Source organism: Actinomycetospora sp. (assembly GCF_036497585.1).
GTDB lineage: Bacteria > Actinomycetota > Actinomycetes > Mycobacteriales > Pseudonocardiaceae > Actinomycetospora.
Genome location: NZ_DASXJD010000183.1, coordinates 1 through 13,034, shown reverse-complemented (window position 1 = coordinate 13,034; position 13,034 = coordinate 1). Strand labels below are relative to the sequence as shown.

Sequence of the window (13,034 nt, the reverse complement as noted above, 5' to 3'; positions counted from 1 at the left end):
CTCCCGCACCGGGCCGGGCTCGAGCGCCGCGGCGCGGGCGGCGTCGTCGAGGAGGTCGAGCGCGCCGACGGCCTCCTCCGGCGTGCGGGCCAGCGCGGTGAGCGCGACCAGCAGCCGGTCGAGCAGGCCGGGGCCGTCGACGACGCCGGGCCGGTGGGAGAGCGCCAGGTGCAGCCGGCCATCGGCGGGGGTCGCGACATCCGCGGCGGCGTCGACGACGTGCTCGTCGCGGCCGTCCTCCTCGCGGTGGCCCGGCACTCGGGCGGGGACACCTCGCCGGCCATCGGGGCGAGGGTCGCGGCCCTGACCAGCGGCTGGACGACCACGGTGCGGTGCACCGGCCGGGTCCTGCTGCTCGCCGTGGCCCTCTGCGGCGTCGCGATCGGCCTCTTCGGGCTCTCCCCGCTGGTGCCGGCCGGCGACCCGCTGGTGTGGGCGGCAGGGTTCCTCGCCGTCGCCGGAGCCGCCGACATGGTCTCGGAGATCCTCCGCCGCGCCCTGCTCGCCGACGCCACGCCCGACCACCTGCAGGGCCGGGTGTCCAGCGTGTGGCTCGCGCAAGCCACGGTCGGGCTGTCGGCGGGTGGGGTCGAGGCCGGGGTGGCGTCGCGCCTGCTCGGGGCCCGGCCCGGCGATCGCGGCCGGCGGGGCGGTGTGCGTGGTGGCGACGGCGGCCCTCGCGGCCGTCCTGCCGCCGCTGCGGCGAGCGAGCCTGCATTCGTCGACTCAGTGGGTCGCGCGCGCCGGCCCCACGTGATCGGACCCGACCGCGGCCACCGGGTGCGCGAGGTCGTGCGGCACCCCGGCCCGCCACACGGTGCGCAGCGCGCGGGTGGCGGTGACGTCGGCCGTCGGGTCGCCGTCGACGAGCAGCAGGTCGGCCCGCTGCCCGACCGCGACCCGCCCGCGGTCGGCGAGCCCGAACACGTCGGCGGCCCGGGAGGTCGTGGCCGCGAGCACGTCGGCCGGTGCCATCCCGCCCTGCGCGAGCAGCTCGAGCTCGAGGTGCAGCGACGCGCCGTGCAGCACCGCCGCCGGCCGCCCGGGCACGTCGTTGGCGTCGGTGCCCGCGACGATCCTCGCGCCGGCCTCGACGAGCCGGCGCAGGTTCGCCGCGGCGTGCTCGTAGGCGGCGCCGGGCGCGGAGCTGGTCGGGAGGCCGCCGCGGTCGCCGGCGCGCAGGGCTGCGACGACGTCGGCCGACAGCCGGGCGATGAGGCGGGGATCGGTGAAGAGCGCCTGCGGGGAGGCCGGGTCGGTCAGGGCAGCCATCAACGTCATGGTCGGGACCACGGTGAGGTCGCCGAGCCCGTCGTCCTCGAGCGGCCCGTCCAGCGGCAGGTGGGTGAGGACGTCGACGCCGGCCGCGCGCGCCGTCGCGAAGGCCCAGCGGGTCGGGGCGTGCGCGACGGTGGTCAGCCCCCGTGACCGAGCCGCCTCGCACACCGCGGTCACGGTCTCCGGCGAGAGGGTCGGCCGGGAGACGTCGGCGGCGTTCTCCACGAAGACCTTGAGGTAGTCCGAGCCCTCACGCACTCGGTCGGCGACGAACCGCTCGGCATCCTCCGGGCCGGACAGGCCCGGCATGCGCCAGCCGCTCGGGTCGGGCGGGAGCATGACCGCGGGCCACCCGTCGACGGCCCCGGCCATGAGCCCGGAGCTGCGCAGGTCCGCCTCGTCGTCCCGGCGCCGGGCCCGGCCGCGCAGCATCGCGGTGAACTGGGGCGGGGCGGAGAACATGTCGAGCACGGTCGTGACGCCGTGGCGCAGGTCCTGGCCGAGGTTCCCGGCGCCCCGCAGGTGGACGTGCCCGTCGACCAGGCCCGGCAGCAGCGTCGCGCCCCGGGCGTCCACGTCCCCGTCGACGGGCTCCCGCTCCCCCGGCTCGAGGGCGGTGATCACGTCGCCCTCGACGACGACGGTCCCCACCCCCAGCGAGCGCTCGCCATCGAAGATCCGGGCCCCACAGATCGTCGTGCTCACGGCCCGAGTGTGGACCGTTCCGGACCGTGGCCGCGACGCCCGACAGGTGGTGGACCGGGGAGCCACGTCGTGGATCAGTCGGCGGCGTGGTGGTCGTGGTTGACGACGCCGCGGCGCCAGTAGCCGTCCACGTCCACCTACCGGGCGTCGAGCGCGGCGTGGTTGGGCAGCATGCGGCGGATCGGCTTGACGCAGGCTGCCTCGCCGGCCACCCAGACGAACCCGCGCGCCGTCGGGAACTCGAACTCGAAGACGGCCAGCGCCTCGGCGAGCAGCGTCGACTCCCCCGCGGGGACGCCGTCACGGTGGAGGCAGCGCACGTCGAGATCGGCCGAGGACACCAGCTCCTCCTCCTCGCCGACCTCGGCGACCTCGACGACCGCCCGGGACCTCGGACACCCAGCGGGCGATCGCGACGTCGTGCTGCGCGACGCTTCGGGCAGCGACGGCGCGACGCGCACCGTGCGCACCGGCGCCCTCGTCGCGATCGCGATCGCCAGCGCGAGGTTCGAGGGCCCGAAACCCACCCCGAGGAGATCGATCACCTCGTGGTCCTGCTCCCCGGCACGTCCCGCGCCTGTCCCCGACACGGCGTCCATCAGCCTCCTCGTCCTCCGTGACGATCTTAGGAAGCCTAACCATGTCCGAGCCGGAATCCGACATGCGTGGCACCCCCCGCACACGCAGCGTCACGATGGCGGCGAATGGTGCTGTCGCCTGCTCCACCTGTCCGGTTCCTCCCGGACGAGTGGAGGAGAGCCTGGGGTGGGCGCGGCGGGGGTACTCCGCTGCTGGTGAGGAGGACGACGATGGCCGGAGGCCGGCGGTGGCGCGTCGACGCCGTGCTCGCCTCGCTCTGGGTGGGACTCGCGGCGATCGTCGTGGTGTTCGCGATCGGGGCCTGGCTCGACGCGCACTCGACCACCAGCGAGGTGTGCGCCGACCCCGCGGCGGTGCGGGTCCCCGACCTCGACTGCAGCGCCCACCGACCCGGCGACACCTGGGTCTACTACCGCACCGACCAGGCCGTCCCCGCGCTCGGCGGCGCGACCGTCGCCGCCTCGGGCGAGCCCCCGGCCGGGGACGCGGTCCCGGGGGTTCCCGCCGCCGGGCGGTAGTCCGCGCCCCGAGCTGTCCCCCGGGGCGGTGGCACGAGGCGATCTGCCGCCCTGCGGGACCACTCGGCGATCTGGCCCCGCGCCCGTTACGGTCGCCGGACCCGGGTGGCTCGCACCGCGGTGGGTCGCCGTCGAGGAGGTCGACCGATGACGTCACGCCGGCTCCCGCGCTACGCCGAGCTCAAGCCCCTGCTCCGCGTGCGCCGCCCCCGGCTCGACCCGACCCGCCGTCGGCTGGAGTCGGCGTTCACGATCGCCGACCTGCGCGCGGTCGCCCGACGGCGCGCCCCGCGGGCGGTGTTCGACTACGTCGACGGCGCCGCCGAGCAGGAGATCAGCCTGCGGCGCGCCCGCGAGGCCTACAGCCGGGTCGAGTTCTCCCCCAGGATCCTGCGCGACGTCGGGTCGGTCGACACCAGCACGACGATCCTCGGCGCCACCGCGTCACTGCCGCTGGTCCTCGCACCCACCGGGTTCACGCGGATGATGCACCACGAGGGCGAGCGCGCCGTCGGCCGCGCCGCCGAGGCCGCCTCGCTGCCCTACGCGCTCTCGACGATGGGCACGACGTCGGTCGAGGACCTCGCCGCCGCGGCCCCGCTGGGCCGGCACTGGTTCCAGCTCTACCTCTGGCGCGACCGCGACGCCTCGGCCGACCTCGTCGAGCGCGCCCGCAAGGCCGGCTACGACACGCTCGTGCTCACCGTCGACACCCCGGTCTCCGGCGCCCGGCTGCGCGACTCGCAGAACGGCCTGACGATCCCGCCCTCGCTCACCGCCCGCACCCTCGCCGACATGGCGCGCCACCCCTCGTGGTGGGCGAACCTGCTGACCACCGAGCCGCTGCAGTTCGCGTCCATGAGTTCCTGGCACGGCACCACCGAGGAGCTCGTGGCGCACATGTTCGACCCGACCGCCGTCGCCGCCGACCTCACCTGGCTGCGCGAGCAGTGGCCCGGCCACCTCGTGGTCAAGGGCGTCCAGCACGTCGACGACGCCCGCGCCGTCGTCGACCTCGGCGCCGACGCACTCGTCGTCTCCAACCACGGCGGCCGCCAGCTCGACCGCGCCCCGACCCCGCTCGACCTGCTGCCCGACGTCGTCGCCGCCGTCGGTGACCGCACCGAGGTCTTCGTCGACACCGGGGTGACGACGGGGGCCGACGTGATCGCCGCCCGCGCGCTCGGCGCCCGCGCGACGCTGGTGGGCCGGGCGTACCTCTACGGGCTCATGGCGGGCGGCCAGGCCGGCGTGGCCCGCGCGCTGGACATCCTGCGCGCCGAGGCGATCCGCACGCTGCAGCTGCTCGGCGTGGAGCGCGTCGACGACCTCGACGGTCGCCACGCCCAGCTCCTCCCCCGCTGACGCGGATCACCGACCACTGGTCTGCCCGCCCCGGACCGGTCCAGGGATCGGCTGACGATCGTTGCACGAGGACCGGTCCCCGCGCTGCGATGAGCCCGCACCTCGGGAGGAGCAGCGATGACCGTCACGCTCGACGACCGCTACACCGCCACCGGCGGACGGGCGCTCATGTCCGGCATCCACGCGATCGTGCGGCTGCTGCTCGACCAGCGTCGGCTCGACGACGCCCGCGGCCACGACACCCGCGTGTTCGTCTCCGGCTACCAGGGCTCCCCGCTCGGCGGGCTGGACTCCGAGATCGAGCGCAGCCGCCGCCACCTCGACCCGGCCGGGGTGGTGTTCACGCCGGGCGTGAACGAGGAGCTCGGGCTGCACGCGGTCGCGCTCTCGCGGGCCACCGGGCTCTGGACCGGCCTGAAGATCATCGCCGACATCGCCGACGCCTCGGCCACCGTCGACCTCGGCGCCCTGCACCCCGACCTGCTCGGCATCCCGCACCCACCCTCACAGACCCGTCCGACGCCCCCGCCGCTGGTCGGCCCGCCGGCCCTGGACGCCGAGCACGACGTGCTCACCCGCCGCCTCGACCTCGCGAAGGCCTACGCCCGCGACACCGGCCTCAACCGGATCACCTTCTCCGCCCGCCACGCCCGCCTCGGCATCGTCGCGTCGGGCACCGGGTTCGCGACGGTGCAGCGCGCGCTCGACGACCTCGGGCTCGGCGAGGCCGAGCTCGACGCGCTGGGCGTGCGCCTGGTGCGCCTCGCGATGCCCTTCCCGGTCGACGACGAGACCCTCGCCGGGATGACCGCCGATCTCGAGGAGATCCTCGTCGTCGAGGACAAGGTCCCGTTCCTCGAGGGCCACCTCCGGCAGGCCCTCTACGGGACGGTGCCCGCGCCCCGGGTGGTCGCTGCGGGCCTCGCGGGGCACCGCCGACGTGCTCGTCGGCTTCGACCTGCTCGGCGCCGCCGACCCGGCCACCCTCGGCGTCGTCCGGCCGGGCCACACGGTCGCCGTCGTCAACACCTCCCTGAGCCCGACCGCGGCGATGGTGACCGGCCGGGTCGTGCTGCCCGGCTCCCCCGACGACGCGCTGGACGCGATCCGCGCCGCCACCGGCGAGGTCCACCCCGTCGACGCCCAGCGGCTGTCCGAGGCGCTCTTCGGCGACCACATGCCGGCCAACGTCCTGCTGCTCGGCGCCGCGTGGCAGCACGGCGTCGTTCCGGTCTCCGCCGAGGCGCTCGAGCAGGCGATCCGCCTCAACGGCGCCGCGGTGGAGACGACGCTCGCCGCGTTCCGGTGGGGCCGGGCGGCGGCGATCGACCCCGACGCCGTGCTCGCCGTACTCGTCCCGCCCGCCCCGCCGGTGGTCGCGGTCGACGCGCGCTCCGCGGCCCTGGCCGGGGAGCTCGAGGGGCTGGAGGACGTCCTCGCGGCCCGGATCGCCGACCTGGCCGGCTACCAGGACGAGGCCTACGCCCGGCGCTACGCCGAGGAGGTGCGCCGGGTGAGCGCGCTGGCGAACGAGGCGTGGGTCCCGACGACGGGTCGCGGGTCGCCCGCGCGTACGCCCGCGGCCTGCACAAGATCATGGCCTACAAGGACGAGTACGAGGTCGCGCGGCTGCACCTCGACCCGGTGGAGGTCGCCCACCGCGAGGCCGAGTACGGCGCCGACGCCGACGTCTCGGTGATGCTGCACCCGCCGGTGCTGCGCGCCCTCGGGATGCAGCACAAGATCCGGCTGCGCGGGCGGACGGCGGCGGTCACCTTCCGGGCGCTGCGCGCGGCCCGCGGTCTTCGGCACACTCCGTTCGACGTCTTCGGCCGTGCCGAGGTGCGCGCCGTGGAGCGGGCCCTCGTCGGGGAGTACCAGGAGGCGGTGCGGCGGGCCGTGGCGCAGCTCGGGCCGGAGACCGTGGACGTCGTCGTCGTGGTGGCCGAGCTGCCCGACCTGGTGCGCGGCTACGAGGACGTCAAGCTGCGCAACGTCGAGCGCTTCCGGGCGCGGGCCGCGGAACTGCTGGAGGGCCTGCGGCCCCTGTGAACGGAATTGGTCCCTCCAGCGACCACATCCGCTCCCATGCTCAGTTCGCGGCCTTCACGATCGCGGCGACCAGCAGCCCGAGGAGCACGAGCACCAGGGCGACCGGACTGAGCACCCCGAGCAGGACCAGCCCGACGATGATGGCGACCTTCTTGCCGGTCGACAGCGCTCCCCAGGCCCCCTTCACGGCGCCCCACACCGGGTTCTTCCCGGCCATCATCGCGCTGCCCGCCCCGAACGCGGCGCCGAGCCCGACCCCACCGTTCTGCGCGATCCCCTCGAGCCGCTCGGCGACGTCGTCGACCTTGTCCGCCGCCGCGCTGGCGGCCCGGTCGACCACCGCCGCGGCCAGGCGCTCGAATGAGCGGGCGATGATCCGTCCCGTCCCGGTCCCGGCTGCCACGTCGGCGGCCCGCGCCTCCTTGGCCGAGGACGGGGCCGACGGCGGGCCGGACGACGCGGCCGGGAAGGCGATGACGGTCATGGGCGAGAACCTATCCGGCCCGAGCTCCGGACGGATTCCACCGATTGCACGCAATCCGGTGGACCGAGCGCGTCCTTCGGCCCGGAAGGACGCTGGACCACGACCCGTGTCCGCGTCACGATCGAACTCCCCCGCGGACCGGAGGAGCCGCCATGCTCTACCGCACCACCGTCGACGTCGATGCCCCCGCCGAACGGGTGTGGTCGCTCGTGCACGACGTCGAGGCCTGGCCGAGCTGGACCCCGACGATGAGCACCGTCGAGCTGCAGGGCCCGCGGCTCGAGCCGGGCGTCCCGGTCCGGGTCCGCCAGCCCGGCCACCGGACGGACGTCTACACCGTCCTCGCCGTCGAGGACCACCGTTTCCTCTGGGCGGCCCGCAAGACCGGGTTCCGGCAGTGGGCGGACCACCGCGTCACGAGCCTCGGCCCGGAGCACTGCCGCGTCGATCTGGCCTTCGGGGTCGACGGGGTGCTGGCGCCGGTGGTCGGCCCGCTCGCGCGGCGCACGGTCGTGCGACTCGTCGACACCGAGGCCGCGAGCCTCAAGGCCCGCGCCGAGGCCGGGTAGCGCACTCCTGGTGCCCGTCGAGGGGACACCCACGGTTGCCGCCACAGCCCTCCGGGTCCACTCGGCCGGCTCCGTGGCCGACCCCCGGCGCCGAGTGGACTGCCACGGTCGCTTCGGCAGCCCTCCCGGTCCACTCGGCGAGATCAGGTGCGCGCGGCAGGCCTCCGGCGTCGGCGTAGCGCACTCACGTGCGAGGGGGTGGCGAGCACTCCCCCGGCGACAGCGGCCAGGTCGGCGAGGAACACCTCGCGGCGGTCGTCGGGCAGGTCGCTCAGCGCCTCGTCGTGCACCGCCGCGACCGCCCGGTGGGCCCGACCGAGGACGTCGACACCGGCATCGGTCACCACCACGACGCGGCCCCGACGATCCGTGGGGTGGACCTGGCGGGTCGCGAGGCCGGCGCGCTCGAGCCGGTCGACCTCGTTGACCACCGTGCTCTTGTCGAGCGCGCCCTCCTCGGCGATCTCGATCTGCGTGCGCTCCTTCTCGTGGGCCTTCCAGAGCACGCAGTACTGGGAGACGGTCAGGTTGAGGCCCGCGAGCGCCTCGCCCATGCGCGCGGCGAGGGCGTAGGAGACCTGGTTGACCAGGAAGGCCAGGTCGACCGCCGGCGGGGTCGGCGAGGGGGCCATGACCGCGATCCTAGTGCGCGGGGCACGGCTGCTCCCGGTCCTGCGCGGGCGACCCGGCCGGCCCGCCCCGCCGTCGGAGGGTGGGCACGACGAGCAGGCCCAGGACGACGAGCAGCGCCACCCCGGCCAGGCCCGCGGCGAGCGTCCACGCGAGCGCGTACCCCGCGACGAGCGCCGTCGCCGGCGCCGCGCCCGCCTCGAGCGCCCCGGCGGTGACCGCGGCGGCCACGGCCGACAGCGCCGCGAGCCCGACCGCTCCGCCCACCTGCTGGGAGGTGTTGAGCAGCCCCGAGGTGAGGCCCATCGTGCGCGACGTCGCGGCCGACATCGCGACGACCATCATCGACGGCAGCGTCAGCCCGCCGCCGACGGCGAAGAGCAGCACGCTCGGCAGGAGCCCCGCGACGTAACCGCTCGCCGGCGCGATCCGCCCCAGCAGCGCGAGGCCCGCCACCACCAGCACCAGCCCGACGACGAGCGTCGGCGCCTGCCCGACCCGGCCGCTGACCCGCGGGTACAGGAGCGTCGCGACCACCGCGATCCCGCCGGCGATCGGGACGATGCCCAGCCCGGCCAGCGCCGGCGAGAACCCGAGCACCCTGCTGCAGGTAGAGGGTGACGAGGAACTGGAAGGTGAACATCGCACCGACGAAGCAGGCGTGCGCGAGGTTCGCCCCGACCAGCACCCGAGAGCGCAGCGCCCCGAGCGGCAGGATCGGCTCGGCGGCGCGCGCCTGTCGCACGACGAACCCCGCGAGCAGCGCCGCCGCTGCCACCCCGGTCGGCCGCCGCGGTGATGAGCCCGCCCAGCACCAGGCCGGTCGAGGCGCCGACCGCACCCATGAAGGCGTAGGTGCCCATGGCGCGGCCGCGCCCGGCGTCGTCGGGGTAGAGCGCGGCGAGCATCCCGAGGGCGACCGCCGTCGCGAGCGCTCCCCCGACGCCCTGGACGAACCGCGCGACGACGAGCCACCCCGGGCCGGGCGCGAGGCCGCACGCCAGCGAGGCGACGGTGAACAGCGCCATCCCCGCGAGGAGCATCCGGCCGCGGCCGACCAGGTCGCCGAGCCGCCCGGCGAGCAGCAGGAATCCGCCGAAGCCGACCAGGTAGGCGTTGACGACCCAGGTGAGCGACCCGGTGTCGAAGCCGAGGTCCCGCTGGATGGACGGGACGGCGACCGTCGCGATCGTCTCGTCGACCGTCTGTTGATAGACGATCCATCAGGTGCGCTTCGCGCAGGTGAGCACTTTCCGTGGTCATAGCCCCGGAAAGTGCTCACAAGCGACGAAGTCGCACCTATGGAGCCGGCACCTCGAACGCGTTGAGCAGCGCCGACGTCGCCAGGTACATCCCGATGAGGTGGACCATGTCGAGCACCCCGTCCCGGCCGAACGCCTCCTCGGCCGCCGCGTAGGTCTCGTCGTCGATGCGGTGGGTGCGCACCAGCTGGTCGGTGAACCGGTGGGCCGTCGTCTCGTCGCGGGTGAACCCCTCCGTCGACCCCGACCGCAGGCCGGAGATCACCGTCTCGGAGAGCCCCACCGCCCGCCCGACCGCGAGGTGGGCGTAGATCTCGTAGTCGGCGCCCCAGGCCAGCCCGACGGTGAGGATCACGACCTCGCGGATCGCCTTCGGCAACGACGAGTGCTTCTGGTCGTGCTGGACCCACTGGTTGAACCCCTGCGCCTGGCCGGGGCGCAGCACGAACGCGTTGAACGGCCCGAGGAGCCCGCCCTGGTCGTCGGTCGGCGCGAACCCGGAGCGCTCCGCCCAGCGCACGCTCCGGTCCCGGATCCGATCCGCCACGGCCCGTTGCTCGTCGTCGAGGTCCAGCGTCTCATTGCGCGGGAGGCGCCCGCCCCAGTTCTTCGCGTCCGCCGCGGGGAGATCGGTCATGCCCGGACGCTAATCCGAGGATCAGCCCTCGTCGCGCGGTGGCTCCCAGCGGAACAGCGTGGAGTCGCGCCGCCGGAACCCGACGCGCTCGTAGAGCCGGATCGCGGCCTCCCGTGCGGGCCGGGAGGTGAGGTCGACGGTGCGCGCCCCCACCTCGACGGCCCGGTCCAGCGCGGCCCGCACCAGCGCCTCCCCGACCCCGCGACCACGCACGATGTCGTCGACCACCACGTCGTCGACGTGCGCCCGCAGCCCCGTCGGCAGCGGATACATCACGAGCGTCAGGGCCCCGACGACACCGTCGGCACCCCCCGCGCCCTCGAGCTTGGCGACGAACAGCGTGGTCGCCTCGTGCGCGACCACCCACGCAAGCGTCTGCTCGTCGTAGGCCGCGCTGCGCGAGAGCTGCGGCAGGAGCCGTTCGACGGCGGAGCGGACGGCGTCGTCGAGCACCTCCACGACCTCGATGGTGACGGTCGCGCCGTCGTCGCTGGCCACGGCGGCCACGCTAGTCCGGCGCGATCAGACCCCGGCCGTCGCGGTGGTCAGCGCCGCGAGCACCTCCGCCGTCGTCGGCGTCTCGCCGGTCCTCGGGAAGATCGCCTCGACGCTGTGCTTGGTCTTCCGGCCTGGGACGACGCCGCGCTGGAGATCGACGACGACGAGCGCGGGGACCGGGTCGAGGGTGGAGAGCGTCACGGGGAGTCCTCGCGGGGGGCGAGCCGGCCCAGGGAGCGGTCGGCGAGGGTGATGACGAGGAACAGCGCGGCGGCGGCGAGCATCACCAGCGCGAGCACGTGCAGACCCGGCGTCGTCGCGCCGTGGGCGAAGGCGAGGCCGCCGGTGGCCGAGGCGGCGATCGCGCCGAGGTAGAAGAAGGTCCGCATCAGCCCGGCCGACGAGGCGACGCGGGACGGGTCGCTCTGGCGGTAGACCGCGTTCTGGACGGCGAGGGTGTTCAGCCCCTGAGGCACCCCGGCGACGACGGCGACCACGACGATCAGCCAGATCGGGCTCGTCGGGCCGAGCAGCAGCATGAGCCCGGCGAGCACCACCTGGCTCGCCGAGCCGACGAGCAGCTTGCCGCGCAGTTCCCGACGACGGCCGGTGAGCGCGGCGACCCCGATCCCGGTCACGAAGATCGGCAGCAGGATCAGGCCCGCCCCGGAGGCGGAGAGCCCGCGGCCCTCCTCGAGCCACTGCGTGAAGCCGTAGAGCAGGCAGTACACGACCGTCGCCGTGAGGAAGGCGCGCAGGAACGTGAGCAGCAGCGGACGGTTCCCGCCGAGCACCCGCAGGTCGAGGAACGGCGCGGGCGCGCGCAGCTCCCACGCGACGAGGGCGGCGCCGGCGGCCGCGACGACGGCGAGCAGCGGCCACCACGACAGGTGCATCAGGACCAGCAGCAGCGCGAGGAGGGTGAGGGTGAACAGCGCGATCCCGGCCGGATCGATCGCCGCGGCGAGGCTGGTGGAGCGCTCGCGGCGGATGCCGCGCGGGAGCCGGCGCCAGCCGACGACGAGGCAGGCCACGGCGAGCGGGACGTTGATGGTGAACGTGGCGCGCCAGCCGCCGAGGCCGATGAGCAGCCCGCCGAGGGTCGGCCCGATCACCGCGATGGTCTGGGTGGAGACCGAGAGCAGCGTGAGGATGCCCTCCGGGCTGTCGCGCCCGGTCCGCGCCGCCTCGCCGCGCACCAGCGACATCGCGGCCGGGTAGCCGGCGCACGTCCCGAGGCCGAGTAGCACGCGGGCGCCGACGAGGGTCCAGATGTCGGGGGCGAGCGCGCCGAGCAGCCCGCCGAGGCCCACCAGCGCCGTCCCGACGAGGTAGAGCGGGCGGGGGCCGTAGAGGTCGACGAGCCGCCCGGTCACGGGCTGCCCGACGGCGGTGGCGAGGTAGAGCCCCGACACCAGCCACGCCGTCTCCGAGGCCGGGGCGCCCAGCGCGATCCCGATGGGCACCAGGGCCACCGCGATGAGCGAGGAGTTGACCGGGTTGAGGATCGAGCCGAGCACCATCGGGGCGATGAGCCGGCGGTCGAACGCCCCGGAGTCGGCGGGGTGGCGCAGGCGGGCGAGCAGCGCGGTCATCGCTGGATCACCCGCTCCAGCAGCGCCATCGCCTCGACGAGCGTGGCGCACTCGGCCTCGGTGAGCCGCTCGCCGATCACGCCCGCGAGCCAGCCCTCCCCCGCGGCCCGGGAGCTCTCGAGGAGGTCCCGGCCGGCGGGGCTGACGGCGACGATCTGGCGGCGGCCGTCGTTCGGGTCGGGGGTGCGGGCGACGAAGCCGCGCTCCTCGAGCGCCGCGATCGACATCGCGACCGACTGCGGGCGCACCCCCTCGGCGGCGGCGAGCTCGCTGGCGGTGGCCGGGCCCTCGCGCTCGAGTCGGCCGAGCAGCCCGGTCTGGGACGCCGACAGCTCGGCGCGGTCGTAGTTCTCGCGCAGCCGGCGGCGCAGGCGGCCGAGTCCGACGCGCACCGCGCGGGCGGCCTGGACGGCGGCGGCGGTGGGCTCGGTGGCGGTCATAGCACCGACCGTACTTCGCCATTCCAGACTGTTCATGTCGGACTGTCGACCGGGTGGTGTTTCGAGCGAAGGGCAGAACCCGACCCGGCCCGGCCCCCGGCGGAACCGACACGCCCCCGACCACCCACCGCGTCACGGGGACGACTCACCGCGCCACACACCGCGACGACCGGTCACGCCGACCCGGACGAATCGCCCAGGTGACGTCAGCACCACGGACCCCGAGAACCCGCCCGTGACCGCTCCGGACCACCGATCACTGCTCCGTAGAGCCCCACGGGGAGGGCCGGTCGGGCGGTCGGCGAGGGTCACACCGCGCTCGGCGGTCGCCTGCGCGGGAGCCCGCCGGCCGACCGCCCGCCGTCGGGACCCGGCTCACGGCACCCCTGACATCACGAAAA

The 13,034-nt window shown here is 75.3% G+C and carries 18 protein-coding genes and 1 pseudogene; 5 read left to right on the top strand and 14 right to left on the bottom strand.

Annotated elements, in window-relative coordinates; genetic code table 11:
- The 3 genes from VGH76_RS17620 to VGH76_RS17610 form a co-directional block, all read right to left on the bottom strand.
- Positions 1-258: hypothetical protein (locus VGH76_RS17620; protein WP_331558010.1), on the bottom strand; the 258-nt coding region annotated here is incomplete at its 3' end.
- A 468-nt stretch (positions 259-726) separates the two neighbouring features.
- A complete protein-coding gene (locus tag VGH76_RS17615) occupies positions 727-1,983 on the bottom strand; it encodes an amidohydrolase family protein (protein ID WP_331558009.1) in 1,257 nt (418 codons plus the stop codon).
- Between the two features lie 137 nt (positions 1,984-2,120).
- Positions 2,121-2,582, bottom strand: a complete 462-nt coding sequence (locus tag VGH76_RS17610) for an SIP domain-containing protein (RefSeq protein WP_331558008.1) — start codon at positions 2,580-2,582, stop codon at positions 2,121-2,123.
- A 210-nt stretch (positions 2,583-2,792) separates the two neighbouring features.
- On the opposite strand from VGH76_RS17610, the gene VGH76_RS17605 reads away from it, so the two are divergent.
- Positions 2,793-3,101: a hypothetical protein gene (locus tag VGH76_RS17605; RefSeq protein ID WP_331558007.1), complete on the top strand. Its 309-nt coding sequence runs from the start codon at positions 2,793-2,795 to the stop codon at positions 3,099-3,101.
- A 147-nt stretch (positions 3,102-3,248) separates the two neighbouring features.
- A complete protein-coding gene (locus VGH76_RS17600) occupies positions 3,249-4,466 on the top strand; it encodes an alpha-hydroxy acid oxidase (RefSeq protein ID WP_331558006.1) in 1,218 nt (405 codons plus the stop codon).
- A gap of 260 nt (positions 4,467-4,726) precedes the next feature.
- Here the strand turns inward: VGH76_RS17600 and VGH76_RS17595 are convergent, their stop codons facing one another.
- Positions 4,727-4,918 (bottom strand): hypothetical protein, encoded by a 192-nt coding sequence (locus tag VGH76_RS17595; RefSeq protein ID WP_331558005.1) that lies wholly within the window; start codon positions 4,916-4,918, stop codon positions 4,727-4,729.
- A 52-nt stretch (positions 4,919-4,970) separates the two neighbouring features.
- Positions 4,971-5,399: a hypothetical protein gene (locus tag VGH76_RS17590; protein ID WP_331558004.1), complete on the bottom strand. Its 429-nt coding sequence runs from the start codon at positions 5,397-5,399 to the stop codon at positions 4,971-4,973.
- 7 nt (positions 5,400-5,406) lie between these two features.
- Here VGH76_RS17590 and VGH76_RS17585 point away from each other — a divergent pair, with 7 nt between their 5' ends.
- Entirely contained in the window at positions 5,407-6,165 is a 759-nt protein-coding gene (locus VGH76_RS17585; RefSeq protein WP_331558003.1) for a 2-oxoacid:acceptor oxidoreductase family protein, read from the top strand.
- Positions 6,063-6,518: a DUF6537 domain-containing protein gene (locus VGH76_RS17580; RefSeq protein ID WP_331558002.1), complete on the top strand. Its 456-nt coding sequence runs from the start codon at positions 6,063-6,065 to the stop codon at positions 6,516-6,518. Before VGH76_RS17585 ends, VGH76_RS17580 begins: the two co-directional genes overlap by 103 nt.
- A gap of 40 nt (positions 6,519-6,558) precedes the next feature.
- Here VGH76_RS17580 and VGH76_RS17575 read toward each other — a convergent pair whose 3' ends face one another.
- Positions 6,559-7,002 (bottom strand): hypothetical protein, encoded by a 444-nt coding sequence (locus tag VGH76_RS17575; protein WP_331558001.1) that lies wholly within the window; start codon positions 7,000-7,002, stop codon positions 6,559-6,561.
- 152 nt (positions 7,003-7,154) lie between these two features.
- Here VGH76_RS17575 and VGH76_RS17570 point away from each other — a divergent pair, with 152 nt between their 5' ends.
- Entirely contained in the window at positions 7,155-7,571 is a 417-nt protein-coding gene (locus tag VGH76_RS17570) for an SRPBCC family protein (RefSeq protein ID WP_331558000.1), read from the top strand.
- Between the two features lie 143 nt (positions 7,572-7,714).
- Here the strand turns inward: VGH76_RS17570 and VGH76_RS17565 are convergent, their stop codons facing one another.
- The 8 genes and pseudogenes from VGH76_RS17565 to VGH76_RS17530 all read right to left on the bottom strand — a co-directional run bounded on the left by VGH76_RS17565 (position 7,715) and on the right by VGH76_RS17530 (position 12,633).
- Positions 7,715-8,203 (bottom strand): MarR family transcriptional regulator, encoded by a 489-nt coding sequence (locus VGH76_RS17565; protein WP_331557999.1) that lies wholly within the window; start codon positions 8,201-8,203, stop codon positions 7,715-7,717.
- A gap of 10 nt (positions 8,204-8,213) precedes the next feature.
- Positions 8,214-8,849: an MFS transporter gene (locus VGH76_RS17560; protein ID WP_331557998.1), complete on the bottom strand. Its 636-nt coding sequence runs from the start codon at positions 8,847-8,849 to the stop codon at positions 8,214-8,216.
- A 200-nt stretch (positions 8,850-9,049) separates the two neighbouring features.
- Positions 9,050-9,367 (bottom strand): annotated as a pseudogene (locus VGH76_RS28045) (MFS transporter); the annotation flags it as partial.
- Between the two features lie 133 nt (positions 9,368-9,500).
- A complete protein-coding gene (locus VGH76_RS17550; protein WP_331557996.1) occupies positions 9,501-10,100 on the bottom strand; it encodes a hypothetical protein in 600 nt (199 codons plus the stop codon).
- Between the two features lie 21 nt (positions 10,101-10,121).
- On the bottom strand, positions 10,122-10,598 hold the full coding sequence (locus VGH76_RS17545; protein WP_331557995.1) for a GNAT family N-acetyltransferase: 477 nt from the start codon (positions 10,596-10,598) through the stop codon (positions 10,122-10,124).
- 24 nt (positions 10,599-10,622) lie between these two features.
- Complete coding sequence (locus VGH76_RS17540) at positions 10,623-10,799, bottom strand: hypothetical protein (RefSeq protein ID WP_331557994.1); 177 nt, start codon at positions 10,797-10,799, stop codon at positions 10,623-10,625.
- Complete coding sequence (locus tag VGH76_RS17535) at positions 10,796-12,193, bottom strand: MFS transporter (RefSeq protein ID WP_331557993.1); 1,398 nt, start codon at positions 12,191-12,193, stop codon at positions 10,796-10,798. Before VGH76_RS17535 ends, VGH76_RS17540 begins: the two co-directional genes overlap by 4 nt.
- A complete protein-coding gene (locus VGH76_RS17530) occupies positions 12,190-12,633 on the bottom strand; it encodes a MarR family winged helix-turn-helix transcriptional regulator (protein ID WP_331557992.1) in 444 nt (147 codons plus the stop codon). Before VGH76_RS17530 ends, VGH76_RS17535 begins: the two co-directional genes overlap by 4 nt.
- Between the last annotated feature and the right edge of the window lie 401 nt (positions 12,634-13,034).